Origin of the sequence: Klebsiella sp. P1CD1 (assembly GCF_003790505.1) — a bacterium.
In the GTDB taxonomy this organism is placed as follows: Bacteria; Pseudomonadota; Gammaproteobacteria; order Enterobacterales; family Enterobacteriaceae; genus Klebsiella; species Klebsiella variicola.
The window spans coordinates 1,308,823-1,329,094 of record NZ_CP033631.1 but is presented as its reverse complement, the minus strand read 5'-3'; the positions used below and the strand labels follow the sequence as shown (position 1 = coordinate 1,329,094).

The 20,272-nt window shown below is 55.3% G+C and carries 12 protein-coding genes, 1 tRNA gene and 3 rRNA genes; 6 read left to right on the top strand and 10 right to left on the bottom strand.

Features of this window, described 5'->3' with window-relative positions:
- Positions 1–3 precede the first annotated feature (3 nt).
- A complete protein-coding gene (gene grcA, locus DTA24_RS06685) occupies positions 4–387 on the bottom strand; it encodes an autonomous glycyl radical cofactor GrcA (RefSeq protein ID WP_002914084.1) in 384 nt (127 codons plus the stop codon).
- 311 nt (positions 388–698) lie between these two features.
- Here grcA and ung point away from each other — a divergent pair, with 311 nt between their 5' ends.
- Positions 699–1,388, top strand: coding sequence for a uracil-DNA glycosylase (ung, locus tag DTA24_RS06680; RefSeq protein WP_012540850.1), 690 nt, complete (start codon positions 699–701; stop codon positions 1,386–1,388).
- Positions 1,389–1,444: 56 nt separating this feature from the next.
- Here the strand turns inward: ung and DTA24_RS06675 are convergent, their stop codons facing one another.
- Positions 1,445–2,530 carry a tRNA/rRNA methyltransferase gene (locus tag DTA24_RS06675; protein ID WP_012967429.1) on the bottom strand — a complete coding sequence of 362 codons (1,086 nt, stop codon included), beginning with the start codon at positions 2,528–2,530 and terminating at the stop codon, positions 1,445–1,447.
- 203 nt (positions 2,531–2,733) lie between these two features.
- Between DTA24_RS06675 and trxC the strand changes: the two genes are divergently transcribed.
- The 5 genes from trxC (at position 2,734) to DTA24_RS06650 (ending at position 8,454) form a co-directional block, all read left to right on the top strand.
- Positions 2,734–3,159 (top strand): thioredoxin TrxC, encoded by a 426-nt coding sequence (trxC, locus tag DTA24_RS06670; protein WP_123836604.1) that lies wholly within the window; start codon positions 2,734–2,736, stop codon positions 3,157–3,159.
- A 69-nt stretch (positions 3,160–3,228) separates the two neighbouring features.
- The gene (gene tapT / locus DTA24_RS06665; RefSeq protein ID WP_012540848.1) at positions 3,229–3,927 is read left to right on the top strand and encodes a tRNA-uridine aminocarboxypropyltransferase; all 699 of its coding nucleotides are present in this window, start codon (positions 3,229–3,231) and stop codon (positions 3,925–3,927) included.
- 34 nt (positions 3,928–3,961) lie between these two features.
- Positions 3,962–6,613 carry a bifunctional acetate--CoA ligase family protein/GNAT family N-acetyltransferase gene (locus DTA24_RS06660; RefSeq protein WP_110204161.1) on the top strand — a complete coding sequence of 884 codons (2,652 nt, stop codon included), beginning with the start codon at positions 3,962–3,964 and terminating at the stop codon, positions 6,611–6,613.
- A 120-nt stretch (positions 6,614–6,733) separates the two neighbouring features.
- On the top strand, positions 6,734–8,089 hold the full coding sequence (gene pssA, locus DTA24_RS06655; RefSeq protein WP_008803754.1) for a CDP-diacylglycerol--serine O-phosphatidyltransferase: 1,356 nt from the start codon (positions 6,734–6,736) through the stop codon (positions 8,087–8,089).
- A 41-nt stretch (positions 8,090–8,130) separates the two neighbouring features.
- The gene (locus DTA24_RS06650) at positions 8,131–8,454 is read left to right on the top strand and encodes a YfiM family lipoprotein (protein ID WP_008803753.1); all 324 of its coding nucleotides are present in this window, start codon (positions 8,131–8,133) and stop codon (positions 8,452–8,454) included.
- A 3-nt stretch (positions 8,455–8,457) separates the two neighbouring features.
- Here DTA24_RS06650 and DTA24_RS06645 read toward each other — a convergent pair whose 3' ends face one another.
- The 8 genes from DTA24_RS06645 to rluD all read right to left on the bottom strand — a co-directional run bounded on the left by DTA24_RS06645 (position 8,458) and on the right by rluD (position 20,166).
- Positions 8,458–9,756 (bottom strand): MFS transporter, encoded by a 1,299-nt coding sequence (locus tag DTA24_RS06645; protein WP_082227928.1) that lies wholly within the window; start codon positions 9,754–9,756, stop codon positions 8,458–8,460.
- 430 nt (positions 9,757–10,186) lie between these two features.
- Positions 10,187–10,302, bottom strand: a 5S ribosomal RNA gene (rrf, locus tag DTA24_RS06635).
- 191 nt (positions 10,303–10,493) lie between these two features.
- A 23S ribosomal RNA gene (locus tag DTA24_RS06630) occupies positions 10,494–13,397 on the bottom strand.
- Positions 13,398–13,587: 190 nt separating this feature from the next.
- Positions 13,588–13,663 (bottom strand) — tRNA-Glu (locus DTA24_RS06625).
- Between the two features lie 85 nt (positions 13,664–13,748).
- Positions 13,749–15,289, bottom strand: a 16S ribosomal RNA gene (locus DTA24_RS06620).
- Together the 16S, 23S and 5S rRNA genes with 1 tRNA gene alongside form the textbook arrangement of a ribosomal RNA operon.
- 465 nt (positions 15,290–15,754) lie before the next feature.
- Positions 15,755–18,328, bottom strand: a complete 2,574-nt coding sequence (clpB, locus tag DTA24_RS06615; protein ID WP_008806080.1) for an ATP-dependent chaperone ClpB — start codon at positions 18,326–18,328, stop codon at positions 15,755–15,757.
- A 129-nt stretch (positions 18,329–18,457) separates the two neighbouring features.
- On the bottom strand, positions 18,458–19,189 hold the full coding sequence (gene yfiH / locus DTA24_RS06610; RefSeq protein WP_008806081.1) for a purine nucleoside phosphorylase YfiH: 732 nt from the start codon (positions 19,187–19,189) through the stop codon (positions 18,458–18,460).
- Positions 19,186–20,166: a 23S rRNA pseudouridine(1911/1915/1917) synthase RluD gene (rluD, locus tag DTA24_RS06605; protein WP_012967426.1), complete on the bottom strand. Its 981-nt coding sequence runs from the start codon at positions 20,164–20,166 to the stop codon at positions 19,186–19,188. The genes yfiH and rluD overlap by 4 nt, the downstream gene beginning before the upstream one ends.
- Positions 20,167–20,272: the final 106 nt, after the last annotated feature.

Sequence of the window (20,272 nt, the reverse complement as noted above, 5' to 3'; positions counted from 1 at the left end):
GCCTTACAGGCTTTCGGTAAAGGTACGGGCGATAACGTCACGCTGCTGTTCCGGAGTCAGGGAGTTGAAGCGTACCGCATAGCCGGAAACACGAATGGTCAGCTGCGGGTATTTTTCCGGGTGCTCAACCGCGTCCAGCAGAGTTTCGCGACGCAGCACGTTCACGTTCAGGTGCTGACCGCCTTCCACGCGAACTTCTGGTTTCACGTCTACCGGAATTTCACGGTATTCGATTTCACCCAGTTTGCTCACCGCCACCACGTCGTCTTCCGCAAAACCACCTTTGGCACACAGGCAGCGCGCTTCGCCTTTTTCGCTGTCCAGCAGCCAGAAAGAGTTCAGCAGGTCGTCGTTTGCCGCTTTAGTAATTTGGATACCAGTAATCATTTGATGCCTCCCAGGCAGTGTTTATTCGATTTTGGCCTCTTCGCGGCCAATTGGTAAAACCATTGTTGTATGAGTGTATATATATCAGCCGCACCCTCGGCATTCCTTGATATAAATCAATAAAAACCACTCACACAAAGTGGGTATAGGGGGATTTTATTGTTTTACATCAAGTTAGCCCATGGGGTCTCATAAATAATTTTGTAAATTTTCAATTTTTTTTGCATAAAAGCCCACATCAAGCCGTGCCGATTTTGTTCTGTAGAAAGAAGCCGTTAAGCTATAGCGATGACCCTTTGCAGGAGAGCAAGATGACCACCTCTTTAACCTGGCATGACGTGCTGGCGGATGAAAAGCAACAACCCTATTTTCTCAATACACTGAAGACCGTCGCCGAAGAGCGCCAGTCCGGGATCACCATCTACCCACCGCAAAAAGACGTCTTCAATGCGTTTCGCTTTACCGAGCTGGGCGACGTCAAAGTCGTCATTCTCGGCCAGGATCCCTATCACGGCCCGGGTCAGGCCCACGGTCTGGCATTCTCGGTTCGCCCGGGCGTCGCGATCCCGCCCTCGCTCTTGAACATGTACAAAGAGCTGGAGGCCACGATCCCCGGCTTTACTCGCCCCACTCACGGTTATCTCGAAAGCTGGGCGCGTCAGGGCGTACTTCTGCTTAATACGGTCCTGACCGTCCGCGCCGGGCAGGCGCACTCGCACGCCAGCCTCGGCTGGGAGACCTTTACCGATAAGGTTATCGCGTTAATCAATGAGCATTGCGAGGGGGTGGTATTCCTGCTGTGGGGTTCTCATGCGCAGAAGAAAGGCGCGATTATCGATCGTCAGCGCCACTGCGTGCTGAAGGCGCCGCACCCATCGCCGCTCTCTGCGCATCGCGGCTTCTTTGGCAGCAACCATTTCGTACAGACCAACCAGTGGCTGGCTGACCGCGGCGAAGCGCCGATCGACTGGATGCCGGTCCTCCCCGCCGAAAGCGAGTGATCGACAGCCATAAAAAAGCCAGCATCAGCTGGCTTTTTCGCATTCAGGCAGGCGAATTACGCCTTGTTCTGACGCCACCATTCTGCCAGCAGGACGCCGGTCGCCACAGAGACGTTCAGGCTTTCGACATTGCCGGTACCGTCGATGGCAACGCTGAGATCGGAGCTGGAAATCGCCGCATCGGACAGACCATCACGCTCCTGGCCTAACACCAGCACCATTTTCTTCGGCAGCTCGGCTTTAAAAAGCGGCGTACCATTATGGCTGGACGTTGAGACAATCGCGTAGCCCGCTTTGCGGAACTGATCCAGGGTATCGATAAAGCTGTCGCCGGTGATCGGTTCAACATGCTCTGCTCCGCCCTCCGCCGTACGGATCGCCGCCCCGGACTCCAGCACGCCAGCATCCTGAACCACCACGCCCTTCACGCCGAAGTGCGCGCAGCTGCGCATGATCGCCCCGAGGTTGTGCGGGTTACCCACGTCTTCCAGCGCCAGAACGCAATCTTCTTCTGCCGCCTTCGCGACCCACTGGGCAACAGAGGTGCCGTGGCGTTTTTTGATCAGGAAGCAGACCCCGCCGTGGTGCTCGGTGCCGGAAGCTTTCGCCAGCTCGGCTTCGTCCACCACATGATAGGCTTTACGGTTGGCCGCCATCCAGCGCAGCGCCTCTTTAAAGCGGGGCGTGACGCTCTGAATAAACCAGGCGCGAACGATAGCTTCCGGACGGCTCTGGAACAGCGCCTGGCAGGCGTTTTCGCCATACACGCGGGTCTCTTCCGCACGCTGACGACGCAGCACTTCCGGATCGATAAAGCTCTTCCCGCTGATCCCGCCGTGATCTTCTTTTACCGGCGTCTCATCGCCAGGAGCACGGGAAACGGTACGCCACGGAGACGCATCGTCACGATGAAAATCATCGCGCTTGCGATCGTCACGCTTACGGTCGTCACGTTTGCGATCGTCGCCGCGGCTGTTTCGTTCGTCACGCGCAGGGCGGCTGCGGCCGTCAACACGAGATTTTCCTGGACGACCTCCCCCTTTCCCGGTACGTGGGTTATGGGTGCGTTTGTCAGAATCATCATCACTGCGGACATACATCACTTTGACCTTGCCGCTTTTATTTTTCAGTTCGTCGCTCATCAATTTTCTCCACCTGCGCTGCGCGAAGCGCGCAGATTACCCGATGTGTCATCGCTTCGCCATGATTTCGTTTAAAAGCCGGCCTCTATTGCACTCATCGAACAAAACGCATTGTCCTTAAATAACACTTAATCGATAATATGTAACATCACAGAAACATATCGGCCACGTGCCACGTTGCAACCCATAACCAGAGGTTAGTTATGAATACCGTTTGTGCCAGTTGTCAGGTTCTGAACCGCCTCCCGGACGATCGTAGCGCGGATGGCGCAAAGTGCGGACGCTGCGGTCACGATCTTTTTGACGGCGACGTCATCAACGCGACCGGGGCAACGCTGGATAAACTCTTAAAGGACGATCTGCCGGTCGTTGTCGATTTCTGGGCGCCATGGTGCGGCCCCTGCCGTAGCTTCGCGCCGATCTTTGAAGATGTCGCGGAAGAGCGTAGCGGGAAGATGCGTTTTGTGAAAGTCAACACCGAAGCGGAACGTGAGCTTAGCGCCCGGTTTCGTATCCGCAGCATCCCGACCATTATGATGTTCAAAAATGGCGAAGTGATCGACATGCTCAATGGCGCGGTGCCAAAAGCGCCATTTGATAGCTGGCTGAACGAAGCCGGCCAACAGTAATCCTTCCGGGGCACCGCTTGTGCCCCGTTTTCACCTCTGCGACAATAGCGTTTTTCTCTAGCGACTCCCATGATTGAAAACGCAGTCCTTCGCCTGCGCGCTGAACGCCTCGCGCGTGCTACCCGGCCTTTCCTTGCTCGCGGCAACCGCATCCGCCGCTGTCAGCGCTGCCTGCTGCCGCTCAAGCAGTGCCTGTGCGCAACATTAGTGCCAGCGCAGGCCACCAGCCGCTTCTGCCTGGTGATGTTTGATACAGAACCGATGAAGCCCAGCAACACCGGCCGGCTCATCGCCGATATTCTGCCTGATACCGAGGCTTTTCAATGGTCGAGAACCGAGCCGCCGCAGGCGCTGCTCGATCTGGTCGCGCATCCTGATTATCAACCGATGGTGGTTTTCCCTGCCTCCTATGCCGGGCCGGAGCGCCAGATCCTGAGCGCGCCGCCGTCCGGCAAGCCGCCGCTATTTATTATGCTCGACGGCACCTGGACCGAAGCGCGCAAAATGTTCCGCAAGAGCCCTTATCTTGACGCGCTACCGATAATCTCCGTCGATCTGTCACGCATCTCTGCCTATCATCTGCGCGAGGCGCACGCCGACGGACAATACTGTACCGCGGAAGTAGCCATCGCCCTGCTGGATCTGGCGGGCGATGCCCCGGCCGCCGCTGCGCTTGGCGAGCACTTCACCCGCTTCCGGACCCGCTATCTGGCGGGAAAAACCCAGCATAAGGGCAGTATCACAGCGGACCAGGTGGAAAACGTTTAAAATCATTCGGTCACTGGGATGAAAGGAGACCGGTATGAGCCAACGAGGCCTGGAAGCACTGCTGCGACCAAAGTCCATCGCCGTTATTGGCGCATCAATGAAGCCGCAGCGCGCTGGCTATCTCATGATGCGCAACCTGTTAGCCGGCGGTTTCAATGGCCCGGTACTGCCGGTGACCCCCGCCTGGAAGGCGGTGCTCGGGGTGCTGGCATGGCCCACGATTGAGAGCCTGCCGTTTACGCCGGATCTGGCGGTGCTCTGTACTAACGCCCGGCGTAATATCGAATTGCTCGAAGCCTTAGGGCAGAAAGGGTGTAAAACCTGCATCATTCTCTCTTCGCAGCCGGAACAGTATCCGGCGCTGCTCGAATGCGCCGCGCGCTATCAGATGCGCCTGCTCGGCCCAAACAGCCTGGGACTGCTGGCGCCGTGGCAAGGCCTGAACGCCAGCTTCTCGCCGGTCGCGATCCATCGCGGTAAACTGGCCTTTATCTCGCAGTCGGCCGCCGTCTCTAATACCATCCTTGACTGGGCGCAGCAGCGCGAGATGGGGTTTTCCTACTTCATCGCGCTGGGCGATAGCCTGGACATTGATGTCGATGACCTGCTGGACTTTCTGGCCCGCGACAGCAAGACCAGCGCCATTTTGCTTTACCTCGAGCATCTAAGCGACGCGCGTCGGTTTGTCTCCGCCGCGCGCAGCGCTTCGCGAAACAAGCCTATCCTGGTGATTAAAAGCGGCCGTAGTCCCGCGGCGCAAAAGCTGTTGCACGTCAACTCCGGGATGGATCCGGCATGGGATGCAGCCATTCAGCGTGCTGGCCTGCTGCGGGTGCAGGACACCCATGAGCTGTTCTCCGCCGTGGAAACGCTCAGCCATATGCGCCCGCTGCGTGGTGAAAAGCTGATGATCGTCAGCAATGGCGCGGCACCGGCGGCACTGGCGCTGGATGAACTCTGGCTGCGTAATGGCAAACTGGCGGTCCTCAGCGAGGAGACCCGCGACGCCCTGCGCCAGGCGTTGCCGGTTGGCGTCGAGATCGCCAACCCATTAGATCTGCGGGATGATGCCAGCAGCGAACATTATCAGCAGGCCGTGAATATTTTGCTCAACAGTCAGGACTATGACGCGCTGCTGGTGATCCACTCGCCCAGCGCGGCCGCGCCGGGCACGGAGAGTGCGCTGGCCCTGATTGACGCTCTGAAGCATCATCCGCGCGGTAAATATGTCACCGTGCTGACCAACTGGTGCGGCGAATTTTCCTCGCAGGAAGCGCGACGTTTATTCAGCGATGCCGGCCTCCCAACCTACCGTACGCCAGAGGGCACGATCACCGCTTTTATGCATATGGTGGAATACCGTCGCAACCAGAAACAACTGCGCGAGACGCCGGTGCTACCGGATTCGTTAACCGCCAATACCAGCGAAGCGCATGCTCTGCTGCAGCAAGCGATAGATGACGGCGCCACCACGCTGGATACCCATGAGGTCAGCCCGGTGCTCCGGGCCTATGGCATCCATACTCTGCCGACATGGATTGCCGCTGACAGCGCAGAAGCAGTGCATATCGCTGAGCAGATAGGCTATCCGGTCGCGCTGAAGCTGCGTTCTCCGGATATCCCGCACAAATCGGAAGTACAGGGGGTCATGCTCTATCTGCGTACCGCCGCCGAGGTGCAGCAGGCGGCAGATGCGATGATCGATCGCGTCAGACTGGCCTGGCCCAAGGCGCGCATCCATGGTCTGCTGGTGCAGAGTATGGCTAATCGCGCCGGCGCCCAGGAGCTGAGAGTGGTGGTTGAACACGATCCCGTCTTCGGCCCGTTGATTATGCTGGGCGAAGGCGGCGTGGAGTGGCGGGCCGAGGATCAGGCCGCGGTGGCGCTGCCGCCGTTGAATATGAACCTGGCGCGTTATCTGGTGATCCAGGCGATCAAAAATAAAAAGATCCGCGGTCGCAGCGCATTGCGCCCGCTGGATATCGCGGGCCTGAGCCAGCTGCTGGTTCAGGTATCGAATCTGATCGTCGACTGCCCGGAGATCCAGCGCCTGGACATTCATCCCCTGCTCGCCTCCGGCAACGAGTTTACGGCGCTGGACGTCACGCTAGGCCTGGCCCCCTTTGACGGCGACAGTGAAAGCCGCCTTGCGATTCGTCCCTATCCGCACCAGCAGGAGGAGTGGGTGGTAATGAAAAATGGCGATCGCTGCCTGTTTCGGCCGATCCTTCCGGAAGATGAGCCGCAGCTGCTCGCGTTTATCGCTCAGGTCACCAAAGAAGATCTCTATTATCGCTATTTTAGTGAGATCAACGAATTTACCCACGACGATTTAGCCAATATGACGCAGATCGACTACGATCGTGAAATGGCGTTTGTTGCCGTCAGGACCACCGCAGAGAAGAGCGAAATTCTCGGCGTAACGCGGGCGATATCCGATCCCGACAATATTGACGCCGAGTTTGCCGTTCTGGTCCGTTCAGATTTAAAAGGGTTAGGCCTGGGGCGAAGGCTGCTGGAAAAGCTGATCGCTTATACACAAAGCCATGGCCTGCAACGCCTTAATGGCATTACGATGCCGAATAACAGAGGCATGATCGGCCTGGCCAGAAAGCTGGGATTCACCGTTGATATTCAGCTGGAAGATGGGATTGTCAGTCTATCGCTGCCCCTGAATCAGGGATAATCGCGTCACGCTGACCGCAATTGTTGACCACATTAGCGGGTAGTAATGGTATTATTGCCCGCTTACGTCGTCTGCATGGTACAGAAGACCCTTCAATAAACAGAGAAGAAACGCACTGTGATGTTGTCAAAATTTAAGCGTAATAAACATCAACAACACCTTGCCCAACTCCCTAAGCTTTCTCAGTCAGTTGATGATGTAGAGTTCTTTTACGCCCCTGCGGATTTCAGGGAAGCGTTACTGACCCGGATTGCCCACGCCACTCAGCGTATATGCATTATTGCGCTCTACCTGGAGCAAGATGATGGCGGAAAAGGAATTTTGCAGGCTCTCTACGACGCCAAACGCCAGCGTCCGGAACTGGATGTCCGCGTTCTGGTAGACTGGCACCGTGCTCAACGTGGTCGTATCGGCGCCGCCGCCTCCAACACCAATGCCGACTGGTATTGCCGGATGGCCGATGAAAACCCAGGTGTGGATATCCCCGTTTACGGCGTGCCGATTAATACCCGGGAGGCGCTCGGCGTTCTCCATTTCAAAGGCTTTATTATCGATGACAGCGTCCTCTACAGTGGCGCCAGCCTGAACGATGTTTATCTGCATCAGCACGACAAGTACCGTTATGACCGCTATCAGTGCATCCGTAACGGCAAAATGGCGGACGTCATGTTCGACTGGGTCGACAATAATCTGGTTCAGGGGCGCGGCGTTAATCGTCTCGACAGACCGGATCGGCCAAAAAGCCCGGAAATCAAAAACGACATTCGCCAGTACCGTCAGGAGCTCCGCGACCGCAGCTACCATTTTGTCGGCACCGCTGGTGACGAAGAACTCTCCGTCACCCCGCTGGTAGGACTGGGGAAATCCAGCCTGCTGAACAAAACTATTTTTCACCTGATGCCTTGTGCCGAGCACAAGCTGACGATCTGTACCCCCTACTTCAACCTCCCTGCCGTACTGGTGAGAAATATCATCCAGCTGCTGCGGGACGGTAAACAGGTGGAGATTATTGTCGGCGATAAAACCGCTAACGATTTCTACATTCCGGAAGATCAACCGTTTAAAATTATCGGTGCGCTTCCCTATCTGTATGAGATCAACCTGCGGCGTTTCCTCAGCCGACTGCAATATTATGTCAATACCGATCAGCTGATCGTTCGCCTGTGGAAGGATGACGATAACAGCTACCATCTGAAAGGCATGTGGGTTGACGATGAGTGGATGCTGCTCACTGGCAACAACCTTAACCCACGCGCCTGGCGGCTCGATCTGGAAAACGCCATTCTGATCCACGATCCAAAGCGGCAGCTGGGGGCCATGCGGGAAAAAGAGCTGAAGCTCATCCGCACCCACACCACGGTAGTGAAACATTATCGGGATCTGCAAAGTATCGCCGACTATCCGGTGAAAGTGCGAAAACTGATCCGCCGCCTGCGACGGATCCGCATTGACCGGTTGATCAGCCGTATTCTCTGACTATCAGCCCCGCGTCGACGGGGCTTTTTTCTGGAAGCGCTATGCGTTCGATAATAGTGATGACATCGCTGCTGTTAACGGGCTGCAGCCACATGGCAAATGATGCATGGTCCGGTCAGGACAAAGCCCAGCATTTTCTGGCCTCGGCGATGCTGTCTGCCGCCGGCAATGAGTATGCGCAACATCAGGGTTACAGCCGGGACCGCAGCGCCGCCATTGGCCTGATGTTTTCCATCAGTCTTGGCGCGTCAAAAGAGCTTTGGGACAGCCGCCCGGCAGGGAGCGGCTGGAGCTGGAAAGATTTCGCCTGGGATGTCGCCGGCGCGACCACCGGCTATGCTGTGTGGCAACTGGCGCACCAGTAAGCGTTACAGGCGCAGGCCTTTTCCCTTACGATGCAGCATCAGGGAAACCAGGAAGGCGATGGCCGCCATCACCGTCACATACCAGTAGAACGCGTGCTCTATCCCCGCCGACTTAAGCGACAGCGCGACATACTCCGCAGAGCCGCCGAACAGCGCGTTCGCGACGGCATAGGAAAGCCCTACCCCAAGCGCGCGGACCTGAGCCGGGAACATCTCTGCTTTCAGGATGCCGCTGATAGAGGTATAGAAACTGACGATCAGCAAGGCGCAGATCACCAGTCCGAAGGCGGCATACGGTGAGTTCACCTTCTGCAGAGCACTGAGAATAGGCACGGTAAATAACGTCGCCAGCACGCCAAAGCACAGCATGGAGGTGCGACGGCCAACTTTATCCGAAAAGGCGCCGAACAGCGGCTGAACCAGCATATAAACGAATAGCGCCGCGGTCATGATCACGCTGGCGGTGCTAGCCGTCATGCCCGCCGTGTTGACCAGATACTTTTGCATATAGGTAGTAAAGGTGTAGAAGGTCAGCGATCCGGCGGCGGTAAAGCCCAACACCATCACGAAGGCCCGGCGATTGCGCCACAACCCTTTAAATGATCCAGCCTCTTTCAGCGCCCGGGTCTCCTGCTTTGAGGTTTCGTCCAGCTGGCGACGCAGCCACAGCGCGACGATAGCCAGTACCGCCCCAAGAGCAAAAGGAATACGCCATCCCCAGGCATGGAGATCTTCATCGCTGAGCACCTGCTGGAGCGCGACAACCACTAATACCGCCAGCAGTTGACCGCCAATCAGCGTAACGTACTGGAAGGAGGCATAGAAGCCTTTCTTACCTTCCACCGCGACTTCACTCATATAGGTCGCACTGGTGCCGTATTCTCCGCCAACAGACAGCCCCTGGAACAGACGCGCCAGCAGCAGCAGCGCCGGGGCCCAGGTGCCGATGACCGCATAACCCGGCAGACAGGCAATCACCAGTGAGCCAAAGCACATCATGCACACCGAGATAAGCATGGAGGCTTTACGTCCGCGGCGGTCGGCGATTCGACCAAACAGCCATCCGCCGATGGGACGCATCAGGAATCCGGCGGCAAATACGCCTGCCGTCTGCAGCAGTTGGGTGGTGGTATTGCCAGATGGAAAAAAGATATGGGCGAAATAGAGCGAGCAGAATGAATAAACGTAAAAATCAAACCACTCAACCAGATTCCCCGAGGAAGCGCCAACTATTGCCCAAATACGACGACGGGTATCGGCCTGATCCGGCGCGCCCCGTTCGGTAATGCTACTTTCTGTCATTGTTATATTGCTCCAGCAAAGACTGCAATCTGTCTTGTCGGGCGTACCACGTCACGTAGACAAATTAGTTAGTGAACTAAATGTTATATAATTGTTATATCTTTATATGTGACTGTATTCACATTTTTTTTCGTAAGAGTGGTTTTCGCGATTAACGCCAGCGCAGGGGCAAGGAAAAAGTAGATTATGATGAAGGGATTACCACGACGGGGTTTTATGTTGCTTTGAATGAAGATAATGGGGCGGGTATGGCAGGGTTTTCCCCGGAGGCGGTGCTGCGCACCTTGTCCGGGCTACAGGTCGTGCAGGGCGGGTGCGAATCCGTAGCCCCGGTAAGCGCAGCGCCACCGGGGAGACATGCCGGCACGGTTGCCGGACCACTGAAACGCAAAAAGCCCATCCGGCAGGATGGGCTTTTTACTTGTTTGATGCCTGGCAGTTCCCTACTCTCACATGGGGAGACCCCACACTACCATCGGCGCTACGGCGTTTCACTTCTGAGTTCGGCATGGGGTCAGGTGGGACCACCGCGCTAGTGCCGCCAGGCAAATTCTTTGTGCTCGTCCTGTGTCTTTTGCGCTCATACTGCGTTGGCTGCTCTCGCGAGTGTCAGTCACATACTTATGTATGCTCCTTCCATCGCCTCGTTTGCCGCCTTGTCTCAGCGCAAAATCCTTCGGACTCTGTATCAGAGCTGAAAATCTTCTCTCAAATCGCCAAAACAGCTTCGGCGTTGTAAGGTTAAGCCTCACGGTTCATTAGTACCGGTTAGCTCAACGCATCGCTGCGCTTACACACCCGGCCTATCAACGTCGTCGTCTTCAACGTTCCTTCAGGAGACTTAAAGTCTCAGGGAGAACTCATCTCGGGGCAAGTTTCGTGCTTAGATGCTTTCAGCACTTATCTCTTCCGCATTTAGCTACCGGGCAGTGCCATTGGCATGACAACCCGAACACCAGTGATGCGTCCACTCCGGTCCTCTCGTACTAGGAGCAGCCCCCCTCAATTCTCCAGCGCCCACGGCAGATAGGGACCGAACTGTCTCACGACGTTCTAAACCCAGCTCGCGTACCACTTTAAATGGCGAACAGCCATACCCTTGGGACCTACTTCAGCCCCAGGATGTGATGAGCCGACATCGAGGTGCCAAACACCGCCGTCGATATGAACTCTTGGGCGGTATCAGCCTGTTATCCCCGGAGTACCTTTTATCCGTTGAGCGATGGCCCTTCCATTCAGAACCACCGGATCACTATGACCTGCTTTCGCACCTGCTCGCGCCGTCACGCTCGCAGTCAAGCTAGCTTATGCCATTGCACTAACCTCCTGATGTCCGACCAGGATTAGCTAACCTTCGTGCTCCTCCGTTACTCTTTGGGAGGAGACCGCCCCAGTCAAACTACCCACCAGACACTGTCCGCAACCCCGGTCAGGGGCCTACGTTAGAACATCAAACATTAAAGGGTGGTATTTCAAGGTTGGCTCCACGCAGACTGGCGTCCACGCTTCAAAGCCTCCCACCTATCCTACACATCAAGGCTCAATGTTCAGTGTCAAGCTATAGTAAAGGTTCACGGGGTCTTTCCGTCTTGCCGCGGGTACACTGCATCTTCACAGCGAGTTCAATTTCACTGAGTCTCGGGTGGAGACAGCCTGGCCATCATTACGCCATTCGTGCAGGTCGGAACTTACCCGACAAGGAATTTCGCTACCTTAGGACCGTTATAGTTACGGCCGCCGTTTACCGGGGCTTCGATCAAGAGCTTCTCCTTACGGATAACCCCATCAATTAACCTTCCGGCACCGGGCAGGCGTCACACCGTATACGTCCACTTTCGTGTTTGCACAGTGCTGTGTTTTTAATAAACAGTTGCAGCCAGCTGGTATCTTCGACTGGTCTCAGCTCCGTCCGCAGGGACTTCACCTACACACCAGCGTGCCTTCTCCCGAAGTTACGGCACCATTTTGCCTAGTTCCTTCACCCGAGTTCTCTCAAGCGCCTTGGTATTCTCTACCTGACCACCTGTGTCGGTTTGGGGTACGATTTAATGTTACCTGATGCTTAGAGGCTTTTCCTGGAAGCAGGGCATTTGTTACTTCAGCACCGTAGTGCCTCGTCATCACACCTCAGCGTTAAAAGGTACCGGATTTACCTGGAACCTCCGCCTACATGCTTAAACCGGGACAACCGTCGCCCGGCTAACATAGCCTTCTCCGTCCCCCCTTCGCAGTAACACCAAGTACAGGAATATTAACCTGTTTCCCATCGACTACGCCTTTCGGCCTCGCCTTAGGGGTCGACTCACCCTGCCCCGATTAACGTTGGACAGGAACCCTTGGTCTTCCGGCGAGCGGGCTTTTCACCCGCTTTATCGTTACTTATGTCAGCATTCGCACTTCTGATACCTCCAGCAACCCTCACAGGCCACCTTCGCAGGCTTACAGAACGCTCCCCTACCCAACAACACATAGTGTCGCTGCCGCAGCTTCGGTGCATGGTTTAGCCCCGTTACATCTTCCGCGCAGGCCGACTCGACCAGTGAGCTATTACGCTTTCTTTAAATGATGGCTGCTTCTAAGCCAACATCCTGGCTGTCTGTGCCTTCCCACATCGTTTCCCACTTAACCATGACTTTGGGACCTTAGCTGGCGGTCTGGGTTGTTTCCCTCTTCACGACGGACGTTAGCACCCGCCGTGTGTCTCCCGTGATAACATTCTTCGGTATTCGTAGTTTGCATCGGGTTGGTAAGTCGGGATGACCCCCTAGCCGAAACAGTGCTCTACCCCCGAAGATGAGTTCACGAGGCGCTACCTAAATAGCTTTCGGGGAGAACCAGCTATCTCCCGGTTTGATTGGCCTTTCACCCCCAGCCACAAGTCATCCGCTAATTTTTCAACATTAGTCGGTTCGGTCCTCCAGTTAGTGTTACCCAACCTTCAACCTGCCCATGGCTAGATCACCGGGTTTCGGGTCTATACCCTGCAACTTAACGCCCAGTTAAGACTCGGTTTCCCTGCGGCTCCCCTATACGGTTAACCTTGCTACAGAATATAAGTCGCTGACCCATTATACAAAAGGTACGCAGTCACACCCGAAGGTGCTCCCACTGCTTGTACGTACACGGTTTCAGGTTCTTTTTCACTCCCCTCGCCGGGGTTCTTTTCGCCTTTCCCTCACGGTACTGGTTCACTATCGGTCAGTCAGGAGTATTTAGCCTTGGAGGATGGTCCCCCCATATTCAGACAGGATACCACGTGTCCCGCCCTACTCTTCGAGTTCACAACCTGTGCATTTTGGTGTACGGGACTATCACCCTGTACCGTCGGACTTTCCAGACCGTTCCACTAACACACAAGCTGATTCAGACTCTGGGCTGCTCCCCGTTCGCTCGCCGCTACTGGGGGAATCTCGGTTGATTTCTTTTCCTCGGGGTACTTAGATGTTTCAGTTCCCCCGGTTCGCCTCGTTAACCTATGTATTCAGTTAACGATAGTGTGACGAATCACACTGGGTTTCCCCATTCGGACATCGCCGGTTATAACGGTTCATATCACCTTACCGACGCTTTTCGCAGATTAGCACGTCCTTCATCGCCTCTGACTGCCAGGGCATCCACCGTGTACGCTTAGTCGCTTAACCTCACAACCCGAAGATGTTTCGTAAAACACCATCGTGTCGCGAAAATTTGAGAGACTCGAACACACTTAAACAGTGTGTCGTTTCAATTTTCAGCTTGATCCAGATTTTTAAAGAGCAAATATCTCAAACGTCACCCGAAGATGAGTTTTGAGATACATCGGCACGCGTCTTTCACTCACGAACCAGCAAGTGGCGTCCCCTAGGGGATTCGAACCCCTGTTACCGCCGTGAAAGGGCGGTGTCCTGGGCCTCTAGACGAAGGGGACACTGAAGTCTCAATCGCAAGACGCCTTGCTTCTTTACTTTCATCAGACAATCTGTGTGAGCACTACAAAGGCAGGTTCTTTAAGGTAAGGAGGTGATCCAACCGCAGGTTCCCCTACGGTTACCTTGTTACGACTTCACCCCAGTCATGAATCACAAAGTGGTAAGCGCCCTCCCGAAGGTTAAGCTACCTACTTCTTTTGCAACCCACTCCCATGGTGTGACGGGCGGTGTGTACAAGGCCCGGGAACGTATTCACCGTAGCATTCTGATCTACGATTACTAGCGATTCCGACTTCATGGAGTCGAGTTGCAGACTCCAATCCGGACTACGACATACTTTATGAGGTCCGCTTGCTCTCGCGAGGTCGCTTCTCTTTGTATATGCCATTGTAGCACGTGTGTAGCCCTGGTCGTAAGGGCCATGATGACTTGACGTCATCCCCACCTTCCTCCAGTTTATCACTGGCAGTCTCCTTTGAGTTCCCGGCCTAACCGCTGGCAACAAAGGATAAGGGTTGCGCTCGTTGCGGGACTTAACCCAACATTTCACAACACGAGCTGACGACAGCCATGCAGCACCTGTCTCACAGTTCCCGAAGGCACCAATCCATCTCTGGAAAGTTCTGTGGATGTCAAGACCAGGTAAGGTTCTTCGCGTTGCATCGAATTAAACCACATGCTCCACCGCTTGTGCGGGCCCCCGTCAATTCATTTGAGTTTTAACCTTGCGGCCGTACTCCCCAGGCGGTCGATTTAACGCGTTAGCTCCGGAAGCCACGCCTCAAGGGCACAACCTCCAAATCGACATCGTTTACAGCGTGGACTACCAGGGTATCTAATCCTGTTTGCTCCCCACGCTTTCGCACCTGAGCGTCAGTCTTTGTCCAGGGGGCCGCCTTCGCCACCGGTATTCCTCCAGATCTCTACGCATTTCACCGCTACACCTGGAATTCTACCCCCCTCTACAAGACTCTAGCCTGCCAGTTTCGAATGCAGTTCCCAGGTTGAGCCCGGGGATTTCACATCCGACTTGACAGACCGCCTGCGTGCGCTTTACGCCCAGTAATTCCGATTAACGCTTGCACCCTCCGTATTACCGCGGCTGCTGGCACGGAGTTAGCCGGTGCTTCTTCTGCGGGTAACGTCAATCGATGAGGTTATTAACCTCACCGCCTTCCTCCCCGCTGAAAGTGCTTTACAACCCGAAGGCCTTCTTCACACACGCGGCATGGCTGCATCAGGCTTGCGCCCATTGTGCAATATTCCCCACTGCTGCCTCCCGTAGGAGTCTGGACCGTGTCTCAGTTCCAGTGTGGCTGGTCATCCTCTCAGACCAGCTAGGGATCGTCGCCTAGGTGAGCCGTTACCCCACCTACCAGCTAATCCCATCTGGGCACATCTGATGGCATGAGGCCCGAAGGTCCCCCACTTTGGTCTTGCGACGTTATGCGGTATTAGCTACCGTTTCCAGTAGTTATCCCCCTCCATCAGGCAGTTTCCCAGACATTACTCACCCGTCCGCCGCTCGTCACCCGAGAGCAAGCTCTCTGTGCTACCGCTCGACTTGCATTGTGTTAGGCCTGCCGCCAGCGTTCAATCTGAGCCATGATCAAACTCTTCAATTTAAGTTTGATGCTCGTGAATTAAACTTCGTAATGAATTACGTATGTTCACTCAGAGACTTGGTATTCATTTTTTGTCCGAAGACATTAAGAATCCATGTCACTTTGAGTGCCCACACAGATTGTCTGATAAATTGTTAAAGAGCAGTTGCGACGCGCTTTAGCGCTCTGTCGCGAGGTCCCGTATAATACGTTTTCCTCATTCAGAGTCAAGCGCTTATTTTGCTTTTCTCTGTCGGCTTTCAACGTCGATTTCCGTCGTTGAATCCTCCTGACCCGGCGGCTTGTTTGCCGTTGTTCCGTGTCAGTGGAGGCGCATTATAGGGAGTAATTCTGAAGTGACAAGGATAAATTCAAAAAAAGAATTCAACCGCTCACTTTTCAACCAAACCAGGTGTTGAGCTTTAATTCTTGCCTGGTTTTTAAACAAAAACGAGCCCGTTGGGCCCGTTTTTGTCGTTTTGTGATTTACTGCACTGCCACAATACGGTCGTCTTTCACCACCAGCTCGACAGCTTTCCCCGGAACCAGCTCACCGGAAAGGATCTGCTGGGCTAACGGGTTCTCAATCTGCTGCTGAATAGCGCGTTTCAGTGGCCGCGCGCCGTATACCGGATCGTAACCGTTGGCGCTCAGCAACTTCAGCGCCTCATCGGACATCCGCACTTCATACCCACGCTCTTCCAGGCGTTTATACAAACGCTGCAGCTGGATCTGGGCAATAGAAGCAATGTGTTTCTCACCCAGAGGATGGAAGACCACCACTTCGTCGATACGGTTAATAAACTCCGGACGGAAGTTCTGGCTTACCACTCCCAGTACCAGATCCTTCATATGACCGTAGTCCAGTTCGCCAAACCGTTCCTGAATCAGATCGGAACCGAGGTTCGAGGTCATGATGACCACCGTATTACGGAAGTCGACCGTTCTCCCCTGCCCGTCGGTCAGACGCCCGTCGTCGAGTACCTGCAGCAGAATGTTGAACACATCCGGGTGCGCTTTTTCCACTTCATCCAGCAGAATGACGGAATAAGGACGACGACGCACCGCCTCGGTCAGGTAACCACCCTCTTCATAGCCGACGTATCCCGGAGGCGCACCGACCAGACGCGAGACGGAGTGTTTCTCCATAAACTCGGACATATCGATACGCACCATCGCGTCGTCGCTGTCGAACATAAAGTTAGCCAGCGTTTTACACAGCTCGGTTTTACCGACCCCGGTTGGACCGAGGAACAGGAACGAACCAATCGGCCGGTTCGGATCGGATAGCCCAGCGCGGCTACGGCGAATGGCGTTCGATACCGCTTCAACCGCCTCATCCTGGCCAATCACCCGATGATGCAGCTCCTGCTCCATACGCAGCAGTTTGTCGCGCTCGCTTTCCATCATCCGGGAGACAGGGATACCGGTCCAGCGGGCCAGCACTTCGGCGATCTCAGCATCCGTCACTTTATTACGCAGCAGACGCATGGTTTTCCCTTCGGACTGAGTGGCAGCCGCCAGCTGTTTCTCCAGTTCCGGAATTTTGCCGTACTGCAGCTCGGACATCCGCGCCAGATCGCCGACGCGACGCGCCTGTTCGATAGCGATTTTCGCCTGTTCCAGCTCGGCTTTAATAGTCTGGGTGCCGGAGAGAGAGGCTTTTTCCGCTTTCCACTCTTCTTCCAGTACCGAGTACTGACGCTCTTTATCCGCCAGCTCCTCGTTGAGCATATCGAGACGTTTCAGGCTCGCTTCATCAGACTCTTTCTTCAGCGCCTGCTGTTCCAGTTTCAGCTGGATAATACGTCTATCGAGACGGTCCAGCTCTTCCGGCTTGGAGTCGATCTGCATACGAATGCTGGACGCCGCCTCATCGATAAGGTCGATGGCTTTATCCGGCAGCTGACGGTCGGCAATATAGCGATGCGACAAGGTCGCCGCCGCGACAATCGCCGGGTCAGTGATCTGCACGTGGTGGTGCAGCTCGTAACGTTCTTTCAGGCCACGCAGAATAGCGATGGTATCTTCTACCGTCGGCTCGGCGACGAACACTTTCTGGAAGCGACGTTCCAGCGCGGCGTCTTTTTCGATGTACTGACGGTATTCATCAAGCGTCGTCGCCCCGACGCAGTGCAGTTCACCACGCGCCAGCGCCGGCTTCAGCATGTTACCCGCATCCATCGCACCGTCGGCTTTACCAGCGCCCACCATGGTATGCAGTTCGTCGATAAACAGAATGACGTTGCCTTCCTGTTTTGACAGGTCAGTCAGCACGCCTTTCAGACGCTCTTCAAACTCACCGCGGTATTTCGCCCCAGCCACCAGCGCCCCCATATCCAGCGCCAATACCCGACGGCCTTTCAACCCTTCTGGTACTTCGCCGTTGACGATACGCTGCGCCAACCCTTCGACGATTGCCGTTTTACCCACCCCGGGTTCACCAATCAGAACCGGGTTGTTTTTGGTACGACGCTGCAGTACCTGGATGGTACGGCGAATCTCTTCATCACGGCCGATCACCGGATCCAGCTTGCCCTGCTCGGCTCGCTCGGTCAGATCGACGGTAAATTTCTTCAATGCCTGACGTTGGTCTTCGGCACCCTGATCGTTCACGCTTTCACCTCCGCGCATTTGTTCAATCGCCTGAGTCACGTTGGCGGTTGTTGCTCCGGCGGATTTTAAAAGGTCGGTCAGCGTACCGCGCGATTCAAGCGCCGCCAGAACGAACAGTTCCGACGAAATAAAGTTGTCCTTTTTCTTTTGCGCCAGCTTGTCGCAAAGGTTCAGGATCCGCACTAAATCCTGAGAAGGTTGTACATCGCCGCCGGTGCCTTCCACCTGCGGTAAACGGCTCAAGGCCTGCTCGATGTCAGTGCGTAGTTTCCCGGCATTGACGCCCGCCGAGGTTAATAAAGGACGTACCGATCCCCCTTCCTGATTCAGTAAGGCGCTCATTAAATGAAGAGGTTCGATGAATTGGTTGTCGTGCCCGAGTGCGAGTGACTGGGCATCGGCAAGAGCAAGCTGGAATTTATTGGTAAGACGATCCAGACGCATAACTCCTCCCATAAACAGGTCAAATTTGCTACTGGAGATTAAATGAGGTCATCCCTCAATTATTCAAGGTTAAAGACCTGAACTATGCGAAAAATAAGTTTGCCTTCTGGATCGTCTTGATTCTCTAGGTTATATCAGCCAAATGAAACTTGCCATACGACCGGTGGTCTTGTCGCGCCGGTAAGAGAAAAAATCATCCTTTTCGCTTAGCGTGCAGCGATCGCCGCCGAAAATCTGCTCAACGCCGACGTTTGCCAGACGCTGCCGAGCCAGTTGATAGATATCAGCAAAATATTTCTCGCCTGCCGGACGAAAAGCCCGGTGCGCGTTCTCGTCTTTCGCCATAAAGGCATCCCGGACTTCCGGCCCCACCTCAAATGCCTGCGGACCAATGGCCGGGCCCAGCCACGCCATCATGTTTTCGGCTTTATCGGCGAAACGGGCAACCGTCTCTTCCAGAACCCCTTCGCATAAGCCGCGCCATCCCGCATGCGCCGCGGCGACTTCGGTGCCGTCGCGGTTACAGAACAGGACCGGCAGGCAGTCGGCGGTCATCACCGCACAGACGGTGCCTGGCGTACGACTATAAGAAGCATCTGCGCGTTTCGATGGATAGGGTCCGCCGTCCAGCGTCAGAACATCGGTGCCATGAACCTGCTCCAGCCAAACCGGGTAAGACGGCAAGCCACCGGCAGCAAACATCCGCCGCCGGTTTTCTTCAACATGCTGCAGATTGTCTCCGCAATGGGCGCCCAGGTTGAGCGAGTCATAGGGCGGCAGACTCACGCCGCCAATGCGGGTCGAACTACAGGCCGCCACGCTGCGGGGCATCGGCCACTGCGGTACAATCAGTTTAGTCATAACCAGTCAATATCGTCCTTATGGGCTTCAAAATCGGCACGCATCGCCTCGATGAGCTCGACCATATCCTGTGGGATGGGCGCGTGCCACTCCATTTCAATGCCGGTGATCGGGTGATACAGACGCAACATCGTGGCGTGCAGCGCCTGACGGTCGAATTTACGCAACGCGGTGATGAACTCCTCCGACGCGCCCTTCGGCGGGCGCGGCCGGCCGCCATATACCTGGTCACCCACCAGCGGATGGGTGATATGCGACATATGCACACGGATCTGGTGCGTACGACCGGTTTCCAGGCGCAGGCGCAGGCGGGTATGGATGCGGAAATGTTCCATAATCCGGTAGTGGGTCACCGCCGGTTTGCCCATCGGATGCACCGCCATATGGGTACGTTTCGTCGGGTGACGACTGATCGGCTCTTCCACTGTGCCACCGGAAGTCATATGACCGATGGCCACCGCTTCATACTCGCGAGTGATCTCGCGCAGCTGCAACGACTCCACCAGCCGGGTTTGTGCCGGAATGGTTTTCGCCACCACCATCAGACCGGTGGTGTCCTTATCCAGACGGTGCACGATCCCCGCGCGCGGCACATCGGCGATCGGCGGATAGTAGTGCAGCAGCGCATTCAGCACAGTACCGTCAGGGTTGCCCGCGCCAGGATGCACAACCAGATCGCGCGGTTTGTTAATCACGAGGATGTCATCATCTTCGTAAACGATATTGAGCGGAATATCCTGCGGCTGGAAGCGCGCCTCTTCTTCGATTTCGACATCGATAGCGATGTGCTCTCCCCCCAGCACTTTTTCTTTCGGCTTATCGCCAATGCTGCCATTGACTAATACGCGTTGGTCCAGGATCCATTCTTTTATCCGCGATCGCGAATAATCAGGGAACAATTCGGCCAAAGCCTGATCTAAGCGTTGACCGAGTTGATTTTCGGTCACCGTTGCGGTGAGTTGTACTCGTTGTGCCATATACAGCTTCTTCGTTTAACGTTGGGTTTTACGGCTTTGCCGTTTAATATAGTGTGCTATTGTAGCTGGTCTTAATCGGGAGCAGGAACAGAGATTCTCCCGCATA